This window comes from Sporofaciens sp. St.21A7 (genome assembly GCF_059728535.1).
Map to the genome: position 1 here is coordinate 802,141 of NZ_BAAGFN010000001.1, position 25,924 is coordinate 828,064.

Genomic DNA, 25,924 nt, shown 5'->3' on the forward strand with positions numbered 1-25,924 from the left:
TCATGCAGCGGCGAAATGCTACTGAATGACTGCTGTTTTTTATGTAAAAATTCAGCTCATTAGAGCGCTTTAAACTGCTTTGCAAGCTGTAAAAATGTTGAGTTTGGCATCACTTTCTTAGACGGAATAAACAGGTATTGCCAACATTTATAATGGTTTGCTCTGCTCCACCGAGTAGCTGCCGCACAATACTGAATACCACGATTTTTCTTAGCAATAACATCCGGATCGTTTAATTTATCTTCTCCCTTAACCTCCACAAGATAAATCATATCCACCGTTTCGACAACAAAATCTGGCTCATAATTATGTCCGTGATTATAGGTAATATTAAATTCCTGGGGCGCCGGGCGAAGCCAATTCTGAACCTCGGAATCGGTTTCAAGCACTCGTGCAAGAATCAACTCCGGTTCGCTATCAAATTTTGCCGTACTGAAAACTCCTTTTTTTATACCTTCAAACAACACCGATTTTATATTTTCTGTATAAGTCGAATATAAGTTCACGCGTTCTTTAAAGGTATACGTTTGCTGTAGGTTGTAATCTCGAGTTCCGATCACTTCTTCCTGTAAAAATCCGTTTTCACAGTAGAAGTGCTGAAGCATCTGTTTGTAGATTTTATTACCAACGTCTCGTTTATACATCATGACGATGTTTTGCATACCATTAGTTCCATGCTGATTCTCATAATAATCACAAACTTGAAAAATCAATTTGAATAACAGATTGGAACATCTTTCATAATCGATCTCGGGTTTCGAGCGCACTTGCTCAAGCAGAATCTTTTTGGGATTATAACCCTCGAAATCAATGACTCCACCTTTCATACGCTGTCTATCTTGCATATCCTCCAAATTTTGAACCAATAGCTCGTTTTTAATCGGAACATGGGAAAACTCTGTTATATCAATATCGAAGTCAACAAAGACATATTCTTCAACACCTTCATCCGTCACCTTAATACGAGGAATAGGAATAAATTTTTCTACGGCCTCTCTGTGAGTTTGTTCTGTCTGCTGATTTAACCATGCCATCAGCGGATTCTCATTTTCATGGAATGCTTCGCCCAGGTCTTTGTCATCGGACAACTTTTGACTAACCGCAGCCGCTATTTCCTTTACCTGCGCAGAAGTAACCGTATGTGCAGGTGTTTTTTGGATATGCTGAGATACTTTTTCTTTTATTAATGATGTCGCTTTCTTAATAAGAGCAGCATTCTTTTCGGTTTTCTCAATCTGCGTTTCTTCATACGCTTTTTCCAATTCTTTATCTGGATCTGTTTTGAAGGATAATTGTGTATAGGTAATTTCTTCTTCCTGGATATCTTCTGCTTGAATAACATTTCCAGCCTTAAAGATGGAATCGCCTTTCTGCGCCTCATCGATGATGTCACTGAATTTATCGTGAGCAGTAAGCATAACCGCATCTACATCACGCTCTCCTGTACGCGCCCCATAAGGCAGACGCAGACCTCGGCCTACCATCTGTTCACGTAAAATCTTGGAAGCAGCAGTACGAAGCGGCACGATGGTATACAAGTTATTGACATCCCATCCTTCTTTGAGCATATTTACATGAATAACAATTTCTACTGGATTTTCCGAATTTTCTACGTCCAGAAGAAGTCGTGTGTTTGCCTCCGTTTCAGAGCCTTTCTGCTTTGAATGAATAACGATTGTCTTGTTCCTATATTTTCCTTCACGGAATTCATCCGACTTGACAAAAGTCTCTGCCCATGCTGCATGCTCCGTATCCTTACAGACTACCAGCATAAAGGGTTTAACCAGACGAGCTTTATTATTTTCAGCGTATACCTGCAATTTTCTCTTGGTATTTTCATGGCAGGTGATACCATCTAAAAGCATCATTTTATCAAGCTGTTCATCTCCAAAATTATAAAAATCGATATCAGAGCGTGTCACAGCAAACGGAGTACGGGTGTAACCATCTTCGATAGCCTTTGAAAGTGGATATTCGTACACAACATTTTTGAATAGTGCCTGTCGGCGGCCCTTTGTTACGAAAGGGGTAGCTGTAAGCTCAAGACCTAATAAAGGATTCAGCTCGTTTAATGCCTGAGAGCCTTTCGCAGCACGATAATGGTGTGATTCATCCATAATCAATACAAGGTCAGGAAGAGCGGAAAGAAACTGATAGAAAGAGTCGCCAATCACCTCGTTTACCTTTTTCATATGGGCGTCTTCTTTGTTAAACTTGTCTATATTGTAAATGTAGATGTGAATGTCAGATTCAAATAATGAGATTGTTTTTTCACGGTAATCATCATCCGTGATAATCTGCGGCAGAGTGCGAAAGCAGCCAAGTCCTTTGAATACGTACTTAGGGCTGCCGCTGTCGCACAAGTCTTTCTTTAGCTTATCATATATTGTGGTATTCGGAGCCACAACGAAAAAGTTCTTGATCTCATGCTGAGTATACAGATACGCGATAAACGCGCCCATCAGTCTTGTCTTTCCAACGCCTGTCGCAAGGGCGAAGGTTAAAGAGATAAAGTCCCTCTCAAAATCGGAACAGGTCGGATACATCGCATGCACAGCGCCAAGAGCAGCTTTTAAATTCATATCCTTTCGCAGAGTAACGCTGTTTACAATCTCTTCGAGAATTTTAAGTGAGTGCGTCTGCGGCTTTCGCAGTGACATGACGCCGCTGATATAATCAGTTGTATATTGTGGAAAAAAATTACTCATCACAGTCCTCCTCATCCTCATATACAGGAGGATGCACAATGTTTAAATTATAGTCGGCCTTTCCAAACTCACAGCGCTCAAGGAGCATTTGCGGAATCTTCTTCACTCTAATGTTATCATAAGCCTTATCTAACCCGCTCTCAAAGGAACGGCAGGCGATAATTAAATACTCGTCATCTTCCATGGTGTCTTTGATAGAATCGAGATAGTTGCTGTTCAGATGCCTTGTTGTCACAAACAGATAGCTGTTTTCGCTGCCATTGGATTGTTTCCAGAATAATTTGCTGTCCGGGGCATAGGTGAAGCCTTCATGTAAAGCTACGGCTGCAGCAAGCATATCAGCATCATATTCTTCGTTGATGACTTCTTCCCCGAAAACATCCTGCTTGATAAGTGTCGGCGCTAATTCATAGAAACGATAGCCGCCTCCGCCTTGCCAGTTAACATTTTTTGATATGCCGCCTTTATCTTCGCCAGATATGATACGATCCATTCTATATTTACAATGAGAAAAGGCGTGCTCACCCATTTCAATACTAATATATTTTCGTCCCATTTTGTGAGCGACAGCGGCAGTCGTACCGGAGCCTAGAAAACTATCTAAAACGAGATCTCCTGGCCGCGTTGCTAATTCAAGTATCTTTTCCAGAAGAACTTCTGGTTTTTTACCGCCGGAAAAGGCCACGCCGCCTTCGCGATTAACGTTATTCCAGTTCAGTGTATCCCAAAGCGAACCTGTTTTCTCACGTTTATAGAGAACTCCATCCTGCATAATGGTAACATTTTTAAACCAGCTTACCAGACGCTTACTTTTTCCAACAAAATAAATGGTTGTAAGTTTTCCTTTATTTCGCCCGGAAATAGGATAATATTCAATAGAGTACAGGTTGTCTTCTTCATCTGTCGCTTCTCTTACACGCGTGCGAATCGAGGTTTGCGCATTTTCTGTAGTACATATCAAATCGCTGTATTTATAAAATACCTCCAGTTCGGTAATGCCATCTTCTCGGGCTAATTTCGCAACACTTTTTGTGCTGTAGGAACTGTGTTTGTAGATGACAATATCTTCGCCGGCTCCATCTTTAATCGTGGTGTAATACGTTCTTTTACCAAAATCATTGAAAACAGTGGTGTACTTAAAACTTTTGCCGTTATTTTTCATACTTTCAAGGTATTCGCCAAGTTCAACCTTTGAATAAGATTCATTGAATTTGTCAAATCCGGGCTTTGCATAGCAAATGATAAATTCTACATTCTTTTTAAGGCGCTTATCCTCCCCGCCGCCAGAAGCGCCGGAAGAATTTTTTGTCTTTACAACGATGAGATTGATAAAATTACTTCTGCCGCATACCTCATCCATAAGTACTTTACAATAGTTCATTTCATCATCATTTAACTGCACAAAAATAACTCCGTCATCTGCAAGCAGGCACCATAGCAGATTAAGCCTGGCACGCATAAGCTGCAGCCAAACAGAATGTTCAACGTTATCATCATATTCATCAAATGCCTCTCCAGTGTTATACGGCGGATCAATATAGATACACTTTATCTTTCCAGCATACTGTGGCAGTAAAGCTTTTAATGCTAACAGGTTATCTCCATGAATTAGCATATTCTGTGTTTCCGGGTCTTTTTCTGTATTGGATAGCTCAGGACGTTCAATCAATAGACGAGGTTCAATATTCATAGGCTCATCCTTGCCGATCCATGTCAGTTCTAATTTATTTGCCATCATTGATTCCTCCGCTTTCGTTTGAAGTTGTGCATTGTAGCCAATAACTTTGTGTATTATATCATGAAAAAGTGGATTTTTCATCTATTTAAAATAAGAAAAAATCGCAGAGTATCTTCCTCTGCGATTTTTATTTAAAAAAGCAAATTAATTATAACTATCTAATGCAAATAAGTCAATATATAATTTTGTTTTGTAATATTTTGGTGTAAAATCCAGAATAATATTCAGTCTATTCAAAAGATTCTTATATATTTGTCTTTATTTTCGCTGTCATCCCTACTATTTTTGAACCAAAAATCAGCATAAAAAATCGCAGAGGAAGATACTCTGCGACTGGGGAGAGGATGGTTATCTGGTATTTATTACCCTGTAAGGAACAGGAGGAACAAAGAACTTTAGATTCATGCAGAAACTATCTTTCAGAAACGGCGCTAAAAGATGCCTTCATCCTTACTTACGACAGGATGTGTCGGTATCAGGGAGCATGACATATGGAGAAAAAGTTAATATTTCCGGCATACGTAATGTTGGAAAGTGAGAATGAATCTATTTTAAGAGATGAACTGGCTCAATATAAAGGAATTTCGGGCAAGGTGCAGACCGTCCTGGAAATAAATCCGAAAGAAGAAAAGATTCTGAGAATCCTGTGCGGGAAAAGGAATCATATAGGGATGTCCAGGGGTGTGATCCGCAGTGGGGTTACGCAAGTGACCGAAGGTCCGTTAAAAGGGATGGAAGCCCGGATTTGCAAAATCGACCGGCATAAGCGGTTGGCAAAGCTACGGGTACAGGAGGGGCAGGATAGCCGGTATATCCCGGCGGGACTGGAAATTGTGGAGAAAAGCATCTGACACTTCTTGAAACATTGGCACGGGAAGTTGAGAATGGCACAGAATTTATGGGGAATAGGATTTGTAGACGAGGAATGATGAGGATGTACGAATTTATGGACTTTCAAACAGACCGAAGATTTGCAGGTATTGAACCTTTTAAGACGAAAGTCTGGCTGTCTTCCCCCACTATGCACGGAGATGAGCAAAAGTGGGTGGACGAGGCGTTACAGTCCAACTGGGTCAGCACCGTTGGGACAAATATCAATGAAATCGAAAAACAGACGGCGGAAATCATAGGACGCAGGTATGCGGTAGCCTTGTCTTCCGGCACAGCAGCGCTCCACCTTGGCATCAGGCAGGCGGGTGAGAAGCTATACGGCAAACCCAAGGCTGGTTTCGGCGCGTTGGAAGGGCACAAAGTGTTTGCCTCCGACATGACCTTTGGGGCCACCGTTCATCCGATTGCATACGAAGGCGGCCAAGCCATTTTCATTGACTCCGAGTATGACACCTGGAACATGGACCCAGAGGCCTTGGAAAAGGCATTCGAGAAATATCCCGACGTTCGGCTCGTGGTATGGGCCCATCTCTACGGTACACCGGGGAAAATCGACGAGATAAAGGCAATCGCACATGCCCACCATGCACTGCTCGTAGAAGATGCAGCAGAGTCATTCGGCGCGCTGTATAAAGGCATGCAGACAGGCAAGTTTGGAGATGCCTCCATACTCTCCTTCAACGGGAATAAAATCCTGACCGGAAGCACAGGGGGAATGTACCTGACGGACAGCAAGGAGGATGCGGACCAGGTACGTAAATGGAGTACACAGAGCCGGGAAGCCGCCCCATGGTATCAGCATGAAGAGATGGGGTACAACTACCGCATGAGCAATGTTGTGGCAGGCGTGGTTCGGGGACAGCTTCCCCATCTAAATGAACACATCCGGCAGAAACGGGCAGTTTATGAGAGATACCAGGCCGGACTTGCAGATCTGCCTGTCAGGATGAATCCCTTTGATGAAAAGAACAGCATACCGAACTTCTGGCTAAGCTGCCTTATTATAGACTCTGACGCCATGTGTCCCCAGGTGCGGGGGGAGAAAGACCCACTCTATGTAAACGTTCCAGGAAAGTCCTGCCCGACAGAGATACTGGCAGCATTAAATGCTTTCAACGCAGAAGGACGTCCCATCTGGAAGCCCATGCATATGCAGCCCATCTATCGAATGAATGAGTTTATAACCGCAAAAGGCAGCGGCAGGGCACAGAGCAACGCATATCTGGAGAAAACAGAATCACTAGATGCAGGGGCAGATATGTTCCATCGAGGATTGTGCCTGCCATCCGATAACAAGATGACACCCAGGCAGCAAGACCGGATTATAGACGTCATACATCGCTGCTTCAAATAAAGAAAGATAGACAGAGAGGAAAATGCAGATGGAGAAAGTTTTCATCTTAGGGGCCTGCCGCACCCCAATCGGCAAAATGGGCGGGGCGCTGGCTTCGGTATCGGCAGCAGACTTAGGGGCGCTGGTTATCAGGGAATCCCTGAAAAGAAGCAAAATTTCCCCAGAACAGGTAGACCACGTATACATGGGATGTGTCATACAGGCAGGGCTTGGGCAGAATGTGGCAAGGCAGTCGGCATGGAAAGCCGGGCTTCCGTTTTCGGCAACGGCACAGACAGTCAATGTGGTTTGCGGCTCAGGATTGGACGCGGTCAATTCTGCCGCAAGGCTCATCCGCGCCAAAGAAGCCGACGTGGTGGTAGCCGGCGGCATGGAATCCATGTCAAAGGCTCCGTTTGTGCTCATGGACGCTAGATACGGATATCGCATGGGCAGTCCGATGACGGAAACGCCGCTGGTAGATACGATGGTGAACGATGCGCTGTGGGATGCCGTCAACCATTACCACATGGGCATTACAGCAGAAAATATAGCAGAGAAATGGAACATTACACGCCGGGAGGCAGATGAGTTCGCCGCCCTTTCCCAGGCGAAAGCTGCGGATGCGATAGCGGCAGGCAGGTTCCGGGAAGAGATTGTCCCAGTAGTCATAAAGGGGCGGAAAGGCGATACCGTGGTTGACACAGATGAAGGTCCCAGGCCCGGCGTCACGGCAGACGCTCTGGCGCGATTGAAACCTGCTTTTAAGGATGGAGGTATCGTAACAGCCGGCAACAGCTCGGGAATTAATGATGGAGCTGCGGCAGTTGTCCTAGTTTCAGAGGAAAAGGGCAGGGAGTTGGGGCTGCAGCCCCAGGCAGAGTGGATCGGCGGGGCGCTTGGCGGCGTTGACCCTGCAATCATGGGAATTGGCCCGGTGGAAAGCACGAAGAAACTATTGGAAAAATGCAGCCTTACCATTGACGATATGGATTTGATTGAGGGGAACGAAGCTTTTTCCGTGCAGTCTATAGCAGTCAAGCGCGAATTAAATATTCCGGACGAAAAGCTGAATGTGAACGGCGGAGCCATTGCGCTTGGCCATCCCGTAGGAGCTTCCGGATGCCGCATTCTTGTGACCCTCATCCATGGGATGAAACAGAAGAATGCCAGGACCGGCATGGCAATGCTCTGTATCGGCGGTGGCATGGGATGCAGCGCCATGATAAAAAATATTTGAGAACTGGAGAACATGGATGATTATTGCAATAATTGGAACCGGAACCCTTGGCCCTGCGATTGCCCAGGTGTTTGCGCAGTGTGAAAAGACGGAAAAGGTCTATCTGTGTAAGGGAAGGGAGACGTCAGAGAGCGACGGCAGGGATAAGATAGAGAGAGCTTTTGAAAAGCTGGCTGCAAAGGGAAAACTGACACAGGAAGAAATCAATCGGTATCTGGGTAAAATCCTGGTGGGCGGCAAAGAACATGCAAAAGACGCGGACCTCTTGATAGAGGCGGTAGCAGAAAATCTTGAGGTGAAGCAAAAGTTATTTCGGGAGATGGACGCCATATGTGATTCCCACACGATTTTTGCCACCAATACATCAAGCCTTCCGATTCAGTCAATCGGCAGGGGCATAAGGCGGCCGCTGGTGGGAATGCATTTCTTCAACCCAGCCCCAGTGATGAAACTGGTTGAAGTGATTGCGGCAGACGACACGCCCCAGGATATGGTTGCCCAGGTGATGGAGATTGCCCGAAATATCGGAAAGACTCCGGTAGAAGTCAGGGAGGCTCCCGGATTCGTGGTGAACCGCATCCTTATCCCGATGATTAACGAAGCCGTCGGAATCTATGCAGAGGGCGTTGCTTCGGCTGGGGATATTGATACGGCAATGAAACTGGGTGCAAACCAACCGATGGGCCCCCTAGCGTTAGGGGATTTGATTGGTCTGGACGTCGTGCTGGCGATTCTGGATGTGATGCTGAAAGAAACAGGAGATAACAGATATCTTCCGCAGCCCATGCTCAAGAAGATGGTCCGAGAGGGAAAACTTGGGAGAAAAACAGGCGAAGGATTTTATCCGTATTAAAGGGGATAGGTATGAAGACATACTTTGAAGTAAATGTAAACCGATATGTTCCGGAAAAGGAGTTCGTGGTCTGTCGTCCGGCATCGCTGAACTATCCGAAAGACCACGCCGTGATGTTCGTCACAGAAGAGTATATGGACAAAGCAGACGCACTGCTTGACTGTAAAAACTGTCTGGTATTCTGGCCGGAGAAAATCCAGGTCCCGGAAAAGATTGCAAATCGGCATGCAGTGGTACAATGTACATCTGCAAAAAACGGGTACTGCGCTTTTTATCGGGATAACCAGATTACCTATTATCCCCCAAAAGAAGAATTTGAAGTTGCAGGCGGCGCATATATCGCAAAAACGGCTGTAATCGGAAAGGATTGTACGATCCTGCCAGGCGCATACATAGGCGGAGAAACTGAGATAGGCGACAACTGTTATATTGGCGCCGGAACCCGTTTGGTGGGGGAAGTACACATTGGGAACCGGGTGATTATCCGGGAGAATACGGTGGTCGGAGCAGACGGCTTGTCTACGGACAGGGATGAGGAAGGAAGGGCTTTAACGATGCCGCAGTTTGGCGGCGTAGTCATCGAGGATGACGTGCAGATTGGCGCGCTTACAGTGATTTGTCGGGGAGCCATTGACAATACCGTCTTAAAGCGCGGCGCAAAAATAGACAGCAGCGCTTTTATCTCTCACAATGTTGTGGTGGGCGAAGATACCTTTATTGTTGGCGAGACAATCATGTTTGGCAGCTCTTCGACAGGCAGACAGTCATTTCTTTCCGGAAACTCCACGATTCGCAACGGACGCCATATCGGAGATAAGGCGATGGTGGGCATGGGGGCTGTGGTAGTTGGCGACGTTGGCGACGGCGCGGTAGTGAAGGGAAATCCGGCGAAGTGACAGGAGCGTTGATATGACAGAGAAGCTGCCAAAGGTTAGAAGAACATTTTATACAGTCGCAGGCAAGCGGCTTTTGGATATCCTCCTCAGCGGCATTGCGATGATACTGCTGAGTCCCTTGCTGTTGCTTCTGTCCGTCCTGGAACTCATTTATCATGGCAGGCCCATCTTGTTTGAGCAGGAAAGACCAGGGCTTCATGGAGAGGTATTCAAGCTGTGCAAGTTCCGTTCCATGACAAACGAGACGGATGCAGAGGGAAATCTTCTTCCAGAAGAGCAGCGCGCCACAAAGTTTGGGAAGTTTATCCGCCGCACGTCCCTTGACGAGCTGCCGGAACTGTTGTGCATCTTTACAGGAAAGATGAGCATCATCGGTCCAAGGCCGCTGCTTGCGAAGTATCTTCCCCTCTATACCAAGCGGCATATGCAGCGTCATGAGGTGCGGCCGGGATTTGCATGTGTCCCGTTGAAACCGGTGCATACATGGACCTGGAACGACCAGTTTGAGAATGACGTATGGTACATAGAACATTGCAGCTTTTGGGTAGATGTGAAAATGGTGTTCGCGGTATTACGTGAAGCAGTGGCGGGAGCCGGATACCGGGTTGAAGGGAACCGGGAAGAATTTACGGGAGAAAATTTGAATTCAGATGCAAAAGGTGGTAGGGGAAATGAGGGCAGTGATAATTGCTCCCCACAACGATGATGAGATACTGGGCGTTGGAGGGACAATGGCAAAATTGGCAAAGGCGGGGAATGAGGTGATTGTCTGCGAAGTGACGGCAGGCGATCTGGAGGATGAGATGGTAAAGCATCAGAAAAGAGAGGCGGCGGCATCCCATGAACTGGTAGGAGCAAAGACGCATTTCATGAATCTACCGGCGGTAGGTCTGAGAGAAATGAAGACGACGGAGCTTAACCGTGCCTTTCAGGAAACGATGTCAGACCTGAAACCGGATGTTGTTTTTATTCCGCATCAAGGTGATATGCATATCGATCATAGGATGACGGCTGAGGCTGCAATGGTAGCGCTTCGTCCGGTGTCGTTTCCGGATTTGAAAGGGATTTATGCATATGAAACGTTGTCAGAGACGGATTGGAATACCCCGTCTGTGGAGCATTCGTTTATTCCGGGCATGTTTGTTGACATTACAGATGAATTAGAGATTAAGCTGGAAGCGATGAAGTGCCATGCAAGCCAGTTGCGGGAGTATCCCCATCCAAGGTCGCTGGAAGCGATACGGGCATTGGCGATGCATCGCGGCAGTACGGTATGCAGAAGATATGCGGAGGCGTTTGCTGTTGTCCGTGAGATGTGGTAAGGCTGTATAAGGAGGGTGAAATGGACAGACCGCTTATCAGTGTAATTGTTCCGGTTTACATGATAGACAGATACATTGGCATATGTATTGAAAGTATATTGAACCAGACGTACCAGAATCTCGAAATCATCCTTGTTGACGATGGGGGAAAAGACAGGTGCCCTGAGATATGCAGGCTGTATGCGAAGAAGGATAGCAGAATCAAGGTCATCCACAAACCTAACGGTGGACTGGTAAGCGCTCGTAAGGCGGGGCTTAGGATATCCGGCGGTGACTACATAGCTTATGTTGATGGGGACGACTGGATTGGTCCGGGATTTATAGAGGTCCTTTATACAGCCGTATATACATCCGGCGCAGATATGGTCTGTGCCGGGCTGACACGGGACTTATTCTCGAAATCCGCACATTTTTCCAATGCTTTGCCGTCAGGGATTTACGAAGGAGAGAAGCTTAAATATTTATGGAAGAACATGCTTTCTTACGGGTCTTACTACCGCCCTGGAATCAGCACCTACGTCTGGAACAAGCTGTTTAGAAGGGAAGTCTTGCTCACGCCGCAATCGATGGTAGACGACAGAATTTCGATCGGTGAGGACGGGGCGGTTACATATCCTGCACTCCTGAACTGCAGACGTGTGGCAGTCGTCGGTAATGTGGCATATCACTACCGGCAAAGGGAAGACAGTATGCTCAAGCAGAGCGCGTGCTATGGGGATGAGGCTCAAAAATTGAGTTACCTGTACCGCTATATGACACAGTGGAGTCAGTCCACAGATCCAAGCTTGGAGATTGCGGCACAAGTCAGGGATTATGTCCTCTCAATGGCAGTCATGCGCTCCGGCGGCAGGACTCCCCAGGATGATTTTTCAGTCTTTGATACCGCCTACTACGGCAAAAAGGTGGCAGTTTACAGCGCCGGAACGTTCGGTCAGCAGCTAGTCAGACGTTTCAGGGAAACGGACCACTGTAATGTGGCGGCATGGCTTGACGACGACTATTGGGAATATAGGAGGTGCTGCCTGGACGTCGATCCAGTGGAGGCTGTGACAAAAACTAATTTTGATTATGTCCTGGTTGCTTCCGTAGATCCTGCTGCGACAGGGAAATCTGTGAAAAGGCTGCTGGATCTAGGGATAAGCAAAGACAGAATTCTCACGGTGGCAGTACCGGAAGAGAAAGGACATTTAATAGAACGTTTCCTTGATGTGGATACGATAAAAAAGATGGAAGCAAAAAAGAAATGCGAGGTTTTATCACATGCTTGATTTAGCAAAGAAGATGCTTTCGGCAAGAACAGGGCAGACACATATTTTCTCAGTAGGGCAGGCAGGTTACATTATCAAGAGTAGCAGCGGGCAGCTTCTGGCTATTGACCTATATCTGTCGGAATGCGTGGAGAGAGTAGAAGGGAATAAAGGATTTAAGAGATTGCTGCCAAGGATTCTGGAGCCTGCGGCAGTCCGTTTTGATGCAGTCATCTGCACGCACCCCCATCTTGACCACTTCGATGTTGACTCTGTGCCTGAAATGATGGGGGGAGGTACAAAGCTGCTCTGCTCTGCAGGCTGCGTCAGGCTGGTAAAACAACTTAGGCTGGAATATTACAAATCGGACATTATCTATGTTTCACCCGGCAGCTATGAGACGGTTGGCGATTTTGATATCAAGTTTGTCAACTGTGACCACGGAACCGGCGCGCCTGATGCCGTCGGCGTGGTTGTGGAAGTTGACGGGAAAACCATTTACGAGACAGGCGATACATGCCTGCGGACAGACTCCCTGGATGAGGTTGAAAAGCCCTTAGATGTGCTGATTGCCCCCATTAACGGAGCTTATGGGAATCTGGATGAAGAGGAGTGCGCGGTGCTGGCAGAGCTTCTGGCTCCCGGAGTCACCATTCCATGCCATTATGGGATGTTTGCGGCACATCACGGAGATGTAGGCAGGTTCTATGACATTATGACGGAAAAGGAATTGCCTTTCTTGCTTATGGGACAGGGGGAACAATATACGCTCTGAGAGCGGAAGGAGAAATGAAAATGGTCAAAGAATTTAAAGGTAAGAAATTGCTGATCCTTGGCGGCAATCCAGAGACGGTCCCGCTGGTTGAGATTGCTAATGGCATGGGAATCCAAACGGTTGTGTCTTCTGCGCGCCATACCGACCCGGCAAAGCGCGCCGCATGGAAGGCATATGACGTTGACGGTATGGATGTCCCTGGCCTGGTGGCGCTTGCAAAAGAAGAACAGGTTGACGGCGTGCTTGTCGGCGTTGCCGATATCCTTGTCCCCGCGTACTGTAAAGTATGCGAAGCACTGGAGCTTCCATGCTATGCCACACAGCAGATTGTGGATGTGTTTGCATTCAAGGATGTTTTTAAGGCCACTTGTGAACGTTTTGGCGTTCACGGCATACCAGAGTTTTATCTGGACGCCGATATGAAACGTGAAGATCTGGACAAGATCGAGTACCCGGTCATGGTTAAGCCTGTTGATAATGGCGGCGGTGTCGGTATGACTGTAGCTTACAACGAGGATGAGCTGAGGAAAGGTGTAGAAGAGGCTCTTGAGAACAGCAAAAAAAAGCGGTTTATCGTTGAAAAGTACATGCAGTGTGATGATATGGGGATGTATTACACCTTTAAAGACGGGTACTGCTCCGCATCCTGCATCTATGACCGTTATACGACAGATGAGCAGCCAGGACTTTCCCGTGTTTGCCTTGGCGGTACATATCCGTCCAAACATCTTGAAGAATACTTTGAGCGTATGCATCCTAATGCGTTGCGTCTATTTAAAGAGATTGGTATTAAAAATGGCGTTTTAATGCTCTCGGGTTTCTATGAGAATGGAGAGTTTTATGTGTATGACACAGGTTTCCGTCTTCAGGGCGAAGCGCCTCATCTGCTCATGAAGGCGATTCATGGTTTTGACCAGCGTGAAATGTTAATCCGTTTTGCATTGACTGGTTCTGAGGGGGATATAGACCTTAGGACCGCCGACGATACGAGGCTGCGAGGTAAGTGGGCAGCTACGTTGTGGTTTCTGTTGAAAGAAGGAAAGATAGATAAAATAGTTGGTATGGAAAATCTTTATGAAGATGATAGGGTTGTGGCAAACATTCAACGTTTGCACGAAGGAGATACCGTTCTTCCTGAATGGATCGGTAATGAAAAACAGGTATTAACCCGTATGTACCTTGTCTGTAATAGTAAAAAGGAATTGGCTGATACACTGGAGTATTATATGAACACGGTAAAAGTTATGGATGAGGATGGCAATAATATGCTCCTGAAAGGATTTAATGTAAATAAGGCGCTTGAACGATAATGTTCTCTCCTTGTAGACCGACTTTGACTGAAAGAAAGGGAACACGGATGGAATTTGAGAGATTAAAAAACAAGGTGATTGTTGTATCTGGAGGCACAAAGGGGGTTGGCCGTGCGTTTGCTGAGGTCGCCGGCCGTGAAGGCGCAATGGTTGTCATAGGCGGCCGCGATGAAAAGGCTGGCAAAGAAGCGGTTAGGAATATTAAGACTTTTGGTTCTGATGGTATATTCGTCCACACGGATTTGCAGAAGATGGAAGAGTGCAAGCGCCTATTTGATGCTGGGTTTGAGAAGTTCGGGAAGATCGACGGTTTCTTCAATTATGCCGGTGTGACTCCGGTAAGCCCGCTTGATACCTGTGATGAGAAGACCTTTGACTGGGTGACAAACGTGAATTATAAAGCGGCTTTCTTCTGCTGTCAGGCAGCAGTGAATTACATGAGAATGAACGGCGGCGGCTCGATTGTTCTTACAGGTTCTGCACATGCCTGGGGCGGACAGAAGGACAGGGCTGCGTATGCGATGACGAAAGGTGTGCTGAGGATACTGAATGAACATATCGCTCATCAATATGCCGCAGAGCAGATTCGTTGCAATTATTTGACGCTGGGGTGGACCCCCACGGAGGGGGAAGTAGAACTTAGATTAAGCCAGGGGGAGAGAGAAGCAGAGCTGAGAAAACGTGCTGCTGAAATCCTTCCCATGGGTCGTATGTGTGAGCGCAACGACTATATGGAAGCTTTGATTTATCTTATGTCGGATGCAAGCTCCATGATGACTGGAAGCACGTTTAGAGTGACGGCTGGGGAGTATATTTGAAATGGATATTAAAAGAGCATGGCAATCCTTTCGATTGCTGATATTGTTTTCGTCTAAAAAGCGTGGAGATTATGTAAGGAAACATCATATATATGGCGGCTGTGGTAAAGACGTCAGGCTGCCAGTTGGTTTGATTCCACTAAGGGCTGAGAATATATTTCTCCATAATAATATCGAAGTGGCATCAGGGGCTAAATTTGTGCCTCATGATGCAATTCACAGCGTATTCAATCATATGGGCGAAGAAAAGTATAAGGAACATGTTGGCAGAATTGAAGTTTTTGATAATGTGTTTATAGGGGCAAATGCTATTATACTAGGTCCTTGCAATATAGGACCAAATGTCATTGTTGCTGCAGGGGCTGTCGTGGGCAAAGATGTTCCTCCTGGAAGTATTGTAGGAGGAGTACCGGCTAAGGTCATTGGGAATTATGATGAACTGAGGGAAAAGCGGAAAACATAATGCTTATCTTTCAAATGTGTGGAGGCGCATATGGAACTAAAAGTGTCATTGAACGGAGCGCTTTTTTTTGTTTATACATTTACCATTATGTTCGGAGGTATGCTTGCAGAATTTATTTCTGCATTCTGTTTAGTGTCAATAGCCATAATAGAGAGGAAGAAAATCAAGCAAATAATTGGAAATAGGAACTACAGTGTCTTGGCGCTGACTATCATTTTCTTTTTCTTCATGTGCTATATGCAGCATAAAATGGGAAATGTCAAAACAGATGAAATAATAAGGATTATAGGTCTTACGAAAGGAATTTGTGCACCGGCCCTGTTTCTTCTGTCATTTAGCACAACGGCGAAAAGAGATGAGTGTTTAAATCTGCTGATTTATATTATGATTGGCCTTAATATTCTTTATAGTATTCAGACAATTATGAAAATAGAGTGGCTAAGCGATTTCTTTGTTTTAGGCTCCGTAAATGGGTGTGCAGGCGCGTCTGTTGTTATGCTGGCCGTCATTGTAACACAAATTCAAAAATGCCGAAGAGCGTTGCACATAAAAGAAGGATTATTCATTATTACGGCATATATAAACATATTAACAACTGGATCTGATACGGCATTTATATTATGCATTTTGGAGACAATGATGTTTTTGATTATGAGCCGAAGGATGAGATTGTTTTTTTCAACAAAGGGGAGGAAACTGATTTCTGCTATCATAGCAACTGCCATGATAGGCGCTATGGTAGTAATCTATTTTATTGCAAATGGAACGATAAAGATCGACAGTTATGCATTGGGAACACGCGTTGCCATATGGAGACAAGCATTCAAACAATTTTCTTTAGAGAGCAGTAATAATAGGTTGTTTGGTACAGGAAACGATTATGTTCAGATGATGTCTCAACGGTTGGAGGCACATAATTTTCTGATAGAAATATTGCTGACATATGGGTGTGTGGGTTTAGTAGTTTTTTTGCTATCTGCATTCATTATCATAAAAGGTATCATAAAAAGGGTGAAAGTTGATACATATGATTTGTTATTTCCTGTTTTCGTTTATGTTATTATCTGCATGATGCATCCATTTTTTACAGGAGTATTCCTTTTTCAGTGGATTTGTATTTCAGCAATACTATATGTTGCTATGAACGCATTGAAAAATAAAGAAATGTTAATATAGGTGATTTCAAAAATGGATTTCAAGAAATATGTGAAAAAACTGCATAAATGGGAAAAGATTACTGAAAGGTTCAGCAATAAGATAGATGACTATGAGCGAGTAAGACGGCATTATTTAGGCAGGAAATTATTTAGGACTCAGTTATACTATGTACTGAATGTGTTTTGTATGCTTCAATATCCAGTATTGTTAATGATGAATAAAATAAATACAAATCATAACAAGAATAAAAATGGAATAAATAATCTGGAAACAATATTTATTTGCCCGAATGATGAATATAAGTTTGTGCTGGAAGATTTGCCGGAGTCAGTGTTAAGTGAATATTCCAATATTGCTTCAATTTTGGCAAACGATTACAAGATACCAATAAAGGGATTTTATCTTGATGACCATGGACGCGAATTATGCAAGGAACTTGCCAAAAGATATCCATTTTCTTTTTTTATGAATTGCAGCGTTATGATTCATATTTATCGAATCCAGCATTTAATCTTAAAATTTAAGCCGTCAGTAATTATTACAACTCAGACCGATGAAGACTTTACAACAAGTATATTGACAAATTACTGTGAACATTTAGGCGTTAAATATATTGGTATCCAACATGGAGATTATTGTTATGATCCCAACTTAGCATATTTCCGATTCTCAGAGTACTATGTGTGGGATGAAGATAGCATTAAGAATTTAGAGTTAGTAAACACTCGATTAGATTTTGCACGCACATTCAAGTGTAAAAGGTTCGATGGCAATTTAATTAAGAAGATTACCCCTGAATACCATTTAACATATTATCTTGCCGGAGATGAAACTAGGAATGAACTGATTCGTATACGCAATGTTTTAATGAAATTTATTGTGAAAGGGTATTCCGTTAATTTGCGGAACCATCCGAGAGCAAGGAATACAAGAGCTGTAAGGGCTGTTTTTAATGATGGGATGATACATCTTGAGAATGCAAGAGAAGTTCCGATAGGAGACTCTATTACAAACACGGATTATGTTGTCGCAACAAGGTCCACGGTATTATCAGAAGCATTAGCAAATAGCTTAGATGCTGTAATCGATGACGTTGCCTATGATATGGAAGATATGATTTATTTAAGAATGAAAAATCTTAATCATGCAACTTTGCGTTTGTCAGATATTATGAAAGCCGAGCTGGGCATATGAGCAAAGGGAAATTAAAAAACCAAAATGTTATAGCATTGTTTAACATTCTAAGTACCATTATATTGCAAGGACTTGCGTTTTTCTCTTCACCCTATTTTTCAAGAATACTTGGAACTGCAAATTACGGAATTGTTTCTGTATTTAATACTTGGGTAACGGTGATAACGATTGTATTTTTCGTTAGAATGAACGGGGCGATAGTAATGGGAATAACAGAATATGAAGAAGAAGAACAAGCTGGATACCAGTCATCTATCTTGTCGCTGTCAATATTAATTTTTATAGGATTTTCAATCTTGACATTAGTCATCGTTGCAATTGTTAACTCATCCCAGTTGCTGTTTGTGGTTATGATGATTATTCAGGGATTTGGAATGTTTTGTGTTATGTTTGCAAACAGCAAATTCACATACGAATTTAGGGCTGATCTTAACTTTTATATGTCAGTTGGAATATCGGTTATCACAATTGTTCTTTCAATTATCATGATAAACGGATATGATGCGAAAAATAATTACTGGGGAAGAATCTATGGAATGACAATACCGTATTTCGTTATAGGGGTCTTTATTGCCATCTATATCCTTTTGGAAGGAAAAGAAGTTGTAAACTATACCTATTGGAAATTTGCACTTCCATTAGCAGTTCCAATGGTTTTTCATGGTATTTCAGGAATAATCCTAAGCCAGTCAGACAGGGTCATGCTTCAGGCTATGCAAAGTAGTTCCGTAGCGGGCATATATAGTTTGGCTTACACCTTTAGTAATGTCATTAATGTATGTTGGTCAGCTTTGAATAATACCTGGGTGCCAGTTTATTATGATAATACAAAAGCAGGAAATATAAGCAGAATAAAAAAACAGACAAAAAACTATTTAGAATTGTTTTCCGTATTGTGCGTTGGGTTTATGATGTTCACTCCGGAAGTGTACAAGATTTTTGCATCAGAGGAGTATAGAAGCCATTCATCAATCATCCCCATTTTTGTTGTTGGTTTTTATTTTATATTTTTGTATAGCTTCCCAATTAATTATGAAATATATCACAAGAAGACAAAAGTTATTGCAGTGGGAAGTACAGCTTCTGCCATAATAAATATTATTCTCAATTATGTTTTAATTGAAGGATGGGGAGCATACGGGGCGGCGACTGCAACGTTAATTTCATATATTATCCAATTCCTGTTCCATTATTTTGCCGCGAAATATGTGGTAAAAGGTACAGAATATCCATTCTCTATCAAGGCCATCATACCGTATATCATTATTGTTTCCGTGATAGGTATTCTAAGTGTGGTAGGCATTGAATGGTATGTCAGGTGGATAATAGCTTTATTTGCAGGTGGGTTTGAGGGATATAGAGTAATAAAAAGAAGAGCCATATTCTAAAGGGGTCGGAGGATAGGGGGAATTGAAATGTCGATAAAAAATAGCATTAAGAATAAAGTAAAACACGTCATATGGAATAAGTACTATAAGATGTGTCCAGGATTTTCTGGGGGGGGGGTGTGGAATGGAATAGATATAGATAACAAGTGCAGCTTTGAAGATTTTGTCTTTGTTGCACACCATGCACAAATTCAGAATAGTCATATAGGCAACCATACCTCTATCGGAAGATACGATAAAATCCGGGAAGCGGATATTGGAAAGTATTGTTCGATTTCATGGGACGTAACAATCGGCGCTCCGACACATCCTTTTTCAACAATAACAAATTGTGCGCTCACATATCGAAAAGAATATGGTGTTGTTGACTTTGATGATAATTTACCGCAGAAAAGAACTAAAGTCGGGCATGATGTTTGGATAGGATGTGATGCGACCTTGATTGCAGGAGTGACTGTTGGCAATGGGGCTGTCGTCGGCGCCGGTGCAGTAGTTACTAAGGATATTCCTCCATATGAAATCTGGGGAGGAGTTCCGGCTAAAAAAATTGGAGCAAGATTCGATGAGAAGACGATAGAAGTTCTTGAAGAGATAAAATGGTGGAATTGGCAGCCGAAGGAAATACGCGAATGCTTGGAATTGTTCAGGAAGAAATTAGACTATGAAACGGCTGCGAAATTAAAGGCGTTTGCTGATAATAGGGAGAAATGATGATGAAAATACTCTTTTTACATGGGGCAATAAAAAATTCGGGAGATTTCCTAATATCTCTTAGATCGCAGAATCTAATAAAGTATACGCTCCCCAATTGTGAAATTGATGCTTTGTGGGAAGGAGAAAATGAACAAACAATCCAATCTCATCTTAAAGATAAGGATGGAGTCGTATTTGGAGGCGGACCTTTTTTCACCCACCATATCCATCCGGGAGATATTCCGTTTGTTTCAAACCTCGACTCGTTCGGACTTCCTATGCTTAATATAGGAGGAGGGTGGTATGGACCGGATTATAGGTATGAATCGGTTGCTAATTATGAAATGGATCATACCAGTATGAAACTACTAAAGAAAATAGAGGCTTCCGCAGGATGCCTGAGTTGTAGGGATTGGTATACAGTTAATATGCTCAAGAGCAAGGGATTCAAGGCAGAAATGCATGGTTGCCCCGCATGGTATGACATTGAGAATGTTGGAAGCTCCACTTTACGGGAAATCAATGGAATTAAGAAAATATGCATTTCCGATCCTGCAAATGTTAACAATTCAAATGCGGCTGTAAATCTAATTGATCTACTTAAAAAGTTATACCCCGCAGCAGATATGATTTATGTGTTTCATCGAGGAGCATGGGAGAAAGAAGAAGGCAAACGGGGTGAGTTAAGGAGAACCGGAATTGAGCCAACATTGAAAAAAAATCGTATCAGATGGGTTAATATAGCTGGAGGATGCGAAGGATTTTCCATTTATGATGATTGCGATCTTCACATAGGGTTTAGAGTCCATGCTCATATCTATAATTTAAGCAAAAGAAATCGGACGGTGTTACTTGAAGAGGACGGTAGAGGCGCTGGCGTTAATCAGGCTCTTGGCCTTGGCAGCATACATGTTTATAACGATAGAAGGCAATTTAAGCCGGAACTTGCAAAACGCCTGGAAAACAAACTGTTTCCCTCAGTCAATACATACTTGAAAGATGAGATCCTAAGAAATATAGAGCGAAATGATTACACGGATTGGATAGAGTATGAATTGGCGTTCAAAAGAATGCAGTTTTACTTTGAACAATTAATCAGACACATAAGCAAGATAAAGGATTGGTGATATCACAATGGAGATACTGGCTGTAATTCCGGCACGTGCTGGGTCAAAAGCAATACCTAATAAAAATATTCGCTCTGTAAATGGACATCCGATGATTTTTTATGCAATCAACAATGCTATTTTATCAAACTATATAACGGATGTTGTTGTTTCCACCGACTCGTATGAAGTTAAGATTATAGCGGAACAGATGGGCGTTCGCTGCCATTGGCGACGGCCGGAGCTTTGCGAGGATTCCGTGGCGCTGGATGCTGTTATATACGATGCTGTTGTGAATGATGAAAAGGAATATGACTATGTGATTACAATGCAGCCCACCTCTCCAACCCTTCAAGTTTCAACACTTGATGACGCAATCAGGCATACGATAGAAGACGATTTGGACACTGTAATTTCAGCAATCAATCATCCCCATCTTTCATGGAGGGAAGAAAACGGGCGGGCAGTGCCGAATTATGAGAAAAGATTGAATCGGCAGTATCTTCCGGCTAATTATATGGAAACAGGAGCGTTTGTTGTATCTAAGAGAGCGGTAGTTTCTGAAAATAGTAGAATTGGGAAGAAACTTGATGTATATGAAGTTTCAGAAAATGAAGCGATAGATGTAGACACGTTTATTGACTTGTATGCGGTAGGCGAGATTCTTAATCAGAAGAAGGTTGCTATCTATGTGAACGGTAATACCTTGAGAGGTACAGGCCATATATACCGGGCTCTTGAGCTTGCAGATGAATTTCTTTCAAAACCGGATATTTATTATGACAGCAATCAAACAGATAGAATACTTTTTGGTAATACAACGCATAACCTGATACCTGTAAACGGAATCGCCGAGCTGTTTCAAATAATAAAAGAGAAGAAATATACAGTCTTTATCAATGACATCCTTGCTACATCCATTGATTATATGATTGGTCTTCGAAGCGTTATGCCGGAAAATGGTAAAGTCATCAATTTTGAGGACGAGGGAGAAGGCGCAGGACAAGCCGACTTGGTCTTCAATGCACTTTATTCCGAACAGGAAGGCAAAAATTTCTATGGCGGTGAAAAATACTATATTGCTCCGAAAATTTTCTTAATGTATAAGCCAGTCAAGATGAAAGAAAAAGTCGAGAAGGTATTTATCTGTTTTGGCGGTGCAGATCCGCAGAATTACACGGACAGAGTGTTTAGAATTATTAGCAAAGAAAAGTATAAGAATCTTTACTTTATCATTGCTCTTGGCCGTGCAAAGCAAAATGTCGATGCACTTATGGAGTACAACAAATCCAAAAACATGGATGTATATTTTGATGTAAAAAATATGCCGGAATTAATGAGCGAATGCGATGTGGCCTTGACTTCGAGAGGAAGGACGGCATATGAACTTGCAATCCTAGGGATTCCGTCGATTGTTCTTTCGCAGAATGTAAGGGAAGAGGGACATGGTTTCGTTTGTGACGAGAATGGGTTTATGTATATGGGTACAAACCCATCTGACCATATGATTGAGTCAGCGCTTGATATGTATGTGACTATGCCCCAGGAAGATAGACAGGGGTTGCAAAATAAGCTGCTTCAGAATGATTTGAAGAATGGTCGTAAACGTGTAATTCGATTGATACAGAATTTGTAAAAGAAAGAGGGAAAAAATGAGAAATTCTAAACCGTATTTGATTGCTGAAATTGGTGTTAATTTTTATGACACGGCTAGAGTGATGGATATTTCTCCGCTTGAAGCGGCGAAGCTTTATATTGATAAGGCGGCGGAGGCAGGGATTGACTGTGCAAAATTCCAGTCTTATAAGGCTGGCACGATTGTCTCAAAGAATTCACCGGCATATTGGGATACGACGAAGGAACCAACCAGGACACAATATGAATTGTTTTTAAAGCATGATAGCTTTGGGGAAAATGAATACCGCGAGCTTTGCCAGTATACGCATTCCAAAGGCATTGATTTTACCTCCACGCCTTTTGACTATGCATCGGCAGATTATCTGGAAGATATGGTTGATTTTTATAAGATTAGTTCCTCTGATCTATCCAACCTGCCCTTTATCCGACACATCGGAGCGAAAGGGAAACCGGTATTTCTGTCTGTAGGCGCGGCATATCTTTCTGAAATTGATGAAGCCGTCAGAGTTTTGAAAGAATCTGGCTGTAAGGATATCACAATTCTACATTGCGTCCTTTCATATCCGACTGCTCCGAAGAATGCGAATCTACGAATTATAGAAACCTTGAAGAAGGATTTCCCGAATGTGAAGGTTGGATTCAGTGATCATGTTGCCCCGGACGATACGATGATGACTTTAGCTGCGGCGTATATGATCGGTGCAGATGTCATTGAAAAACACTTCACCCTTGACAAAAAACTGCCTGGCAATGATCACTATCATGCAGGAGAACCTGAAGATTTCAAAAAAGCGATTGCAAACTTCAAGTGGATTGATATGGTTCTTGGTAGTGGAGAGAAGACGGTTCTTGAGTGTGAATGGATTCCGAGACGTGAAGCAAGACGTTCCCTGGTCTTGACTAGAGATATGAAAGCGGATGAAGTTATCCGGAAAGAAGATTTAATGCCGAAACGTCCGGGAACTGGTATTTCACCAGTCTATACAGATATTGTTGTAGGCCGAAAGGTTGTAAAAGATTTAGAGGAGGACACAATCCTGACTTGGGATATGGTGTAAAAAGGAAGATGAACACAGAGAATGATTCCCAAGGAAAACGAATGTATAAATTGGCGGGAGAATTATTTCCAGTTTGCAGGAGTATTACCGGGGAAGGAACAAGGACAACGCTCAGGCGTATCCAAAAAGAGATACCACATATGATAATCCATGAGATTCCTACCGGGACAAAGGTTTTTGATTGGACAATACCGAATGAATGGGAAATCGAAGATGCATATATCGAAGATGCGGATGGAAACATAATCGTCGATTTCAAGCAGAACAATCTCCATGTTGTAGGATATTCTTCGCCAATTGATGAGTGGGTTTCCTTAGAAGAATTGGATAAGCATTTATATTCACTTCCGGAGTATCCGGACTGGATTCCATATGTAACCAGCTATTACAAGGAACGTTGGGGGTTCTGTGTCGCGCACAATCAGAGGATGTCTCTGAAAGATGGGCAGTACCATGTGATTATTAAGAGCAAGTTGTTTGAGGGAAGTTTGTCGTATGGCGAACTGTTGATTCCGGGTAAATCAAATAAAGAGATTTTCTTATCAACTTACGTATGCCACCCCTCGATGGCGAATAATGAGTTATCCGGTCCGGTGGTGCAGTTGGAATTAGCGAAATGGATTCAAAATAGTAAAAAAAGGAAATATTCATATCGTTTCATTTGGGTAGCAGAGACAATAGGAGCGATAACTTACCTTTCAAGAAATCTCGATACCATGAAGGAGCGGATTATTGCCGGCTACAACTTAACCTGTGTAGGTGATGAACGAGCTGTCTCGTATGTGTCAAGCAAATATGGCAATACACTTGCGGATCAAGCGGCGAGGAATGTTCTTCATTTTATGTATCCGGAATATATAAGTTATGATTTTCTACATAGAGGCTCTGATGAACGTCAGTATAACGCACCGGGAGTGGAGCTTCCAGTATGCAGTGTTTGCTGTTCAAAATACCACGAGTATCCAGAGTATCATACGAGCGCAGATGACATGAGCTTGATTAGCCCGAAAGGGCTGCAAAGAGCATTTGATATATATAAAGAGATAATCATGTCTCTGGAGTACAATACAAAATACAAAGTTAATTGTTACTGTGAACCACAGCTTGGAGCGAGAGGGTTATATCCAACAGAGAGTTTTCATAGATCGTCAGTAACAGTAAAGGATATGATGGACTTTATTGCTTATGCTGACGGTACACAAGATCTGTTCCAGATAAGCAATAGAATCGGAGTGCCGGTAACACGGCTTCACGAGATAGCACAAACGCTTATGGCGGCTGATTTATTTAGCGAGGTAAAGTAGATGGACTATAAAAGTCTGGTAGAACAGTTTCAAATAAATAAGGGGGACAGGGTTTGGCTTTCTTCTGAATTAATTAAATTAGTTCTCCGGTTTAAGAAAGAGGGAATAAAGTTCGATGGGTCTGTGCTTATTGATACATTTCAAGAGGCTGTGGGAACAGAAGGGACTTTAATGATTCCGGTATTTTCATTTGAATTCAGCAATAAAGGCAGATATGATGTCTTGAACACAAAGGGAACGACGGGAGCATTAGGCAATATTGCGCTAGGACGGGCTGATTTTTGCCGTACTCAGCACCCAATGCATTCATTTGTGGTATGGGGAAAAGAAAAGGAAGAACTTGTCAGAATGGATAATAAGAACTCTTTTGGTATAGACTCACCGTTTGGATATTGTCTTGGTAAGCACGTGAGACAGATTATTCTTGGCACAGACTATGTTCATGCAATGACCTTTGTCCACTATGCAGAAGTGGTATGTAATGTCCCTTATCGATTTGCAAAGAGCTTCTCTGGAATCTATGTTGATGCAGAGGGGATAGAAGAAGAACGCACATACAATTATGCGGCCAGAAAACTCGAGATAGAGCCCAAAGAAGTATTTAACAAGATGGGATCTATTCTTGAGGAAAAGGGTGTTTCTAAAAGGCTCAATATAAATGGGCTGGAATGCTATGATATTGATTTGGCTGCGAGCTTTCCGATTGTCTGTGATGATATTATTTCAAACCAATGCAGAAACATTTACGATTTTAATATTGAAAGAGAAATTATATTTCAATAGCAGGAGAG

General features: G+C 43.1%; 23 protein-coding genes. 21 read left to right on the forward strand and 2 right to left on the reverse strand.

Translation table 11 applies throughout. The annotated features are described in order from the left end of the window. Window positions 1–59: 59 nt before the first annotated feature. The gene (locus AC6I3O_RS03800) at window positions 60–2,708 is read right to left on the reverse strand and encodes a DEAD/DEAH box helicase (RefSeq protein WP_497849792.1); all 2,649 of its coding nucleotides are present in this window, start codon (window positions 2,706–2,708) and stop codon (window positions 60–62) included. Beyond that, on the reverse strand, window positions 2,701–4,446 hold the full coding sequence (locus tag AC6I3O_RS03805) for a site-specific DNA-methyltransferase (RefSeq protein ID WP_497849793.1): 1,746 nt from the start codon (window positions 4,444–4,446) through the stop codon (window positions 2,701–2,703). The genes AC6I3O_RS03800 and AC6I3O_RS03805 overlap by 8 nt, the downstream gene beginning before the upstream one ends. A gap of 491 nt (window positions 4,447–4,937) precedes the next feature. Between AC6I3O_RS03805 and AC6I3O_RS03810 the strand changes: the two genes are divergently transcribed. The 21 genes from AC6I3O_RS03810 (at window position 4,938) to AC6I3O_RS03910 (ending at window position 25,916) form a co-directional block, all read left to right on the forward strand. Beyond that, window positions 4,938–5,297: a hypothetical protein gene (locus AC6I3O_RS03810; protein ID WP_497849794.1), complete on the forward strand. Its 360-nt coding sequence runs from the start codon at window positions 4,938–4,940 to the stop codon at window positions 5,295–5,297. Between the two features lie 95 nt (window positions 5,298–5,392). Next, entirely contained in the window at window positions 5,393–6,691 is a 1,299-nt protein-coding gene (locus AC6I3O_RS03815; RefSeq protein ID WP_497849795.1) for a DegT/DnrJ/EryC1/StrS family aminotransferase, read from the forward strand. Window positions 6,692–6,719: 28 nt separating this feature from the next. Continuing rightward, window positions 6,720–7,910 (forward strand): acetyl-CoA C-acetyltransferase, encoded by a 1,191-nt coding sequence (locus tag AC6I3O_RS03820; RefSeq protein ID WP_497849796.1) that lies wholly within the window; start codon window positions 6,720–6,722, stop codon window positions 7,908–7,910. A 16-nt stretch (window positions 7,911–7,926) separates the two neighbouring features. Next, window positions 7,927–8,763 (forward strand): 3-hydroxyacyl-CoA dehydrogenase family protein, encoded by an 837-nt coding sequence (locus AC6I3O_RS03825; protein WP_497849797.1) that lies wholly within the window; start codon window positions 7,927–7,929, stop codon window positions 8,761–8,763. Window positions 8,764–8,774: 11 nt separating this feature from the next. Continuing rightward, on the forward strand, window positions 8,775–9,659 hold the full coding sequence (locus AC6I3O_RS03830; RefSeq protein ID WP_497849798.1) for a UDP-3-O-(3-hydroxymyristoyl)glucosamine N-acyltransferase: 885 nt from the start codon (window positions 8,775–8,777) through the stop codon (window positions 9,657–9,659). Between the two features lie 13 nt (window positions 9,660–9,672). Continuing rightward, on the forward strand, window positions 9,673–10,365 hold the full coding sequence (locus AC6I3O_RS03835; protein WP_497849799.1) for a sugar transferase: 693 nt from the start codon (window positions 9,673–9,675) through the stop codon (window positions 10,363–10,365). After that, entirely contained in the window at window positions 10,331–10,981 is a 651-nt protein-coding gene (locus AC6I3O_RS03840) for a PIG-L deacetylase family protein (protein ID WP_497849800.1), read from the forward strand. The genes AC6I3O_RS03835 and AC6I3O_RS03840 overlap by 35 nt, the downstream gene beginning before the upstream one ends. Before the next feature lie 20 nt (window positions 10,982–11,001). Further along, window positions 11,002–12,249 carry a glycosyltransferase family 2 protein gene (locus AC6I3O_RS03845; protein WP_497849801.1) on the forward strand — a complete coding sequence of 416 codons (1,248 nt, stop codon included), beginning with the start codon at window positions 11,002–11,004 and terminating at the stop codon, window positions 12,247–12,249. Next, window positions 12,242–13,003, forward strand: a complete 762-nt coding sequence (locus tag AC6I3O_RS03850; RefSeq protein ID WP_497849802.1) for an MBL fold metallo-hydrolase — start codon at window positions 12,242–12,244, stop codon at window positions 13,001–13,003. Before AC6I3O_RS03845 ends, AC6I3O_RS03850 begins: the two co-directional genes overlap by 8 nt. Before the next feature lie 20 nt (window positions 13,004–13,023). Continuing rightward, on the forward strand, window positions 13,024–14,313 hold the full coding sequence (locus AC6I3O_RS03855) for an ATP-grasp domain-containing protein (RefSeq protein WP_497849803.1): 1,290 nt from the start codon (window positions 13,024–13,026) through the stop codon (window positions 14,311–14,313). Between the two features lie 47 nt (window positions 14,314–14,360). Further along, on the forward strand, window positions 14,361–15,131 hold the full coding sequence (locus tag AC6I3O_RS03860) for an SDR family NAD(P)-dependent oxidoreductase (RefSeq protein ID WP_497849804.1): 771 nt from the start codon (window positions 14,361–14,363) through the stop codon (window positions 15,129–15,131). A 1-nt stretch (window position 15,132) separates the two neighbouring features. Further along, window positions 15,133–15,594, forward strand: a complete 462-nt coding sequence (locus tag AC6I3O_RS03865; protein ID WP_497849805.1) for an acyltransferase — start codon at window positions 15,133–15,135, stop codon at window positions 15,592–15,594. A 30-nt stretch (window positions 15,595–15,624) separates the two neighbouring features. After that, the gene (locus AC6I3O_RS03870; protein ID WP_497849806.1) at window positions 15,625–16,770 is read left to right on the forward strand and encodes an O-antigen ligase family protein; all 1,146 of its coding nucleotides are present in this window, start codon (window positions 15,625–15,627) and stop codon (window positions 16,768–16,770) included. A gap of 12 nt (window positions 16,771–16,782) precedes the next feature. Next, window positions 16,783–17,946, forward strand: coding sequence for a hypothetical protein (locus tag AC6I3O_RS03875; protein ID WP_497849807.1), 1,164 nt, complete (start codon window positions 16,783–16,785; stop codon window positions 17,944–17,946). Continuing rightward, window positions 17,943–19,334 (forward strand): oligosaccharide flippase family protein, encoded by a 1,392-nt coding sequence (locus AC6I3O_RS03880; RefSeq protein WP_497849808.1) that lies wholly within the window; start codon window positions 17,943–17,945, stop codon window positions 19,332–19,334. Before AC6I3O_RS03875 ends, AC6I3O_RS03880 begins: the two co-directional genes overlap by 4 nt. 27 nt (window positions 19,335–19,361) lie before the next feature. Next, window positions 19,362–20,045: a CatB-related O-acetyltransferase gene (locus AC6I3O_RS03885; RefSeq protein WP_497849809.1), complete on the forward strand. Its 684-nt coding sequence runs from the start codon at window positions 19,362–19,364 to the stop codon at window positions 20,043–20,045. Next, window positions 20,042–21,154 carry a polysaccharide pyruvyl transferase family protein gene (locus AC6I3O_RS03890; RefSeq protein ID WP_497849810.1) on the forward strand — a complete coding sequence of 371 codons (1,113 nt, stop codon included), beginning with the start codon at window positions 20,042–20,044 and terminating at the stop codon, window positions 21,152–21,154. The genes AC6I3O_RS03885 and AC6I3O_RS03890 overlap by 4 nt, the downstream gene beginning before the upstream one ends. A 7-nt stretch (window positions 21,155–21,161) precedes the next feature. Then, a complete protein-coding gene (locus AC6I3O_RS03895) occupies window positions 21,162–22,769 on the forward strand; it encodes a cytidylyltransferase domain-containing protein (protein WP_497849811.1) in 1,608 nt (535 codons plus the stop codon). Between the two features lie 16 nt (window positions 22,770–22,785). Then, on the forward strand, window positions 22,786–23,829 hold the full coding sequence (locus tag AC6I3O_RS03900) for an N-acetylneuraminate synthase family protein (RefSeq protein ID WP_497849812.1): 1,044 nt from the start codon (window positions 22,786–22,788) through the stop codon (window positions 23,827–23,829). Then, complete coding sequence (locus AC6I3O_RS03905; protein ID WP_497849813.1) at window positions 23,814–25,133, forward strand: DUF4910 domain-containing protein; 1,320 nt, start codon at window positions 23,814–23,816, stop codon at window positions 25,131–25,133. Before AC6I3O_RS03900 ends, AC6I3O_RS03905 begins: the two co-directional genes overlap by 16 nt. Continuing rightward, the gene (locus tag AC6I3O_RS03910; protein ID WP_497849814.1) at window positions 25,134–25,916 is read left to right on the forward strand and encodes an AAC(3) family N-acetyltransferase; all 783 of its coding nucleotides are present in this window, start codon (window positions 25,134–25,136) and stop codon (window positions 25,914–25,916) included. Window positions 25,917–25,924: the final 8 nt, after the last annotated feature.

What these genes read in the sequence shown, in the direction of transcription:
- AC6I3O_RS03885 (WP_497849809.1), top strand. Translation starts at nt 19,362, where the DNA reads ATGTCGATAAAAAATAGCATTAAGAATAAAGTAAAACACGTCATATGG.
- AC6I3O_RS03800 (WP_497849792.1), bottom strand. Translation starts at nt 2,708, where the DNA reads ATGAGTAATTTTTTTCCACAATATACAACTGATTATATCAGCGGCGTC.
- AC6I3O_RS03860 (WP_497849804.1), top strand. Translation starts at nt 14,361, where the DNA reads ATGGAATTTGAGAGATTAAAAAACAAGGTGATTGTTGTATCTGGAGGC.
- AC6I3O_RS03880 (WP_497849808.1), top strand. Translation starts at nt 17,943, where the DNA reads ATGAGCAAAGGGAAATTAAAAAACCAAAATGTTATAGCATTGTTTAAC.
- AC6I3O_RS03850 (WP_497849802.1), top strand. Translation starts at nt 12,242, where the DNA reads ATGCTTGATTTAGCAAAGAAGATGCTTTCGGCAAGAACAGGGCAGACA.
- AC6I3O_RS03855 (WP_497849803.1), top strand. Translation starts at nt 13,024, where the DNA reads ATGGTCAAAGAATTTAAAGGTAAGAAATTGCTGATCCTTGGCGGCAAT.
- AC6I3O_RS03810 (WP_497849794.1), top strand. Translation starts at nt 4,938, where the DNA reads ATGGAGAAAAAGTTAATATTTCCGGCATACGTAATGTTGGAAAGTGAG.
- AC6I3O_RS03910 (WP_497849814.1), top strand. Translation starts at nt 25,134, where the DNA reads ATGGACTATAAAAGTCTGGTAGAACAGTTTCAAATAAATAAGGGGGAC.
- AC6I3O_RS03820 (WP_497849796.1), top strand. Translation starts at nt 6,720, where the DNA reads ATGGAGAAAGTTTTCATCTTAGGGGCCTGCCGCACCCCAATCGGCAAA.
- AC6I3O_RS03895 (WP_497849811.1), top strand. Translation starts at nt 21,162, where the DNA reads ATGGAGATACTGGCTGTAATTCCGGCACGTGCTGGGTCAAAAGCAATA.
- AC6I3O_RS03845 (WP_497849801.1), top strand. Translation starts at nt 11,002, where the DNA reads ATGGACAGACCGCTTATCAGTGTAATTGTTCCGGTTTACATGATAGAC.
- AC6I3O_RS03815 (WP_497849795.1), top strand. Translation starts at nt 5,393, where the DNA reads ATGGACTTTCAAACAGACCGAAGATTTGCAGGTATTGAACCTTTTAAG.
- AC6I3O_RS03900 (WP_497849812.1), top strand. Translation starts at nt 22,786, where the DNA reads ATGAGAAATTCTAAACCGTATTTGATTGCTGAAATTGGTGTTAATTTT.
- AC6I3O_RS03825 (WP_497849797.1), top strand. Translation starts at nt 7,927, where the DNA reads ATGATTATTGCAATAATTGGAACCGGAACCCTTGGCCCTGCGATTGCC.
- AC6I3O_RS03830 (WP_497849798.1), top strand. Translation starts at nt 8,775, where the DNA reads ATGAAGACATACTTTGAAGTAAATGTAAACCGATATGTTCCGGAAAAG.
- AC6I3O_RS03870 (WP_497849806.1), top strand. Translation starts at nt 15,625, where the DNA reads ATGGAACTAAAAGTGTCATTGAACGGAGCGCTTTTTTTTGTTTATACA.
- AC6I3O_RS03835 (WP_497849799.1), top strand. Translation starts at nt 9,673, where the DNA reads ATGACAGAGAAGCTGCCAAAGGTTAGAAGAACATTTTATACAGTCGCA.
- AC6I3O_RS03865 (WP_497849805.1), top strand. Translation starts at nt 15,133, where the DNA reads ATGGATATTAAAAGAGCATGGCAATCCTTTCGATTGCTGATATTGTTT.
- AC6I3O_RS03890 (WP_497849810.1), top strand. Translation starts at nt 20,042, where the DNA reads ATGATGATGAAAATACTCTTTTTACATGGGGCAATAAAAAATTCGGGA.
- AC6I3O_RS03805 (WP_497849793.1), bottom strand. Translation starts at nt 4,446, where the DNA reads ATGATGGCAAATAAATTAGAACTGACATGGATCGGCAAGGATGAGCCT.
- AC6I3O_RS03840 (WP_497849800.1), top strand. Translation starts at nt 10,331, where the DNA reads ATGAGGGCAGTGATAATTGCTCCCCACAACGATGATGAGATACTGGGC.
- AC6I3O_RS03875 (WP_497849807.1), top strand. Translation starts at nt 16,783, where the DNA reads ATGGATTTCAAGAAATATGTGAAAAAACTGCATAAATGGGAAAAGATT.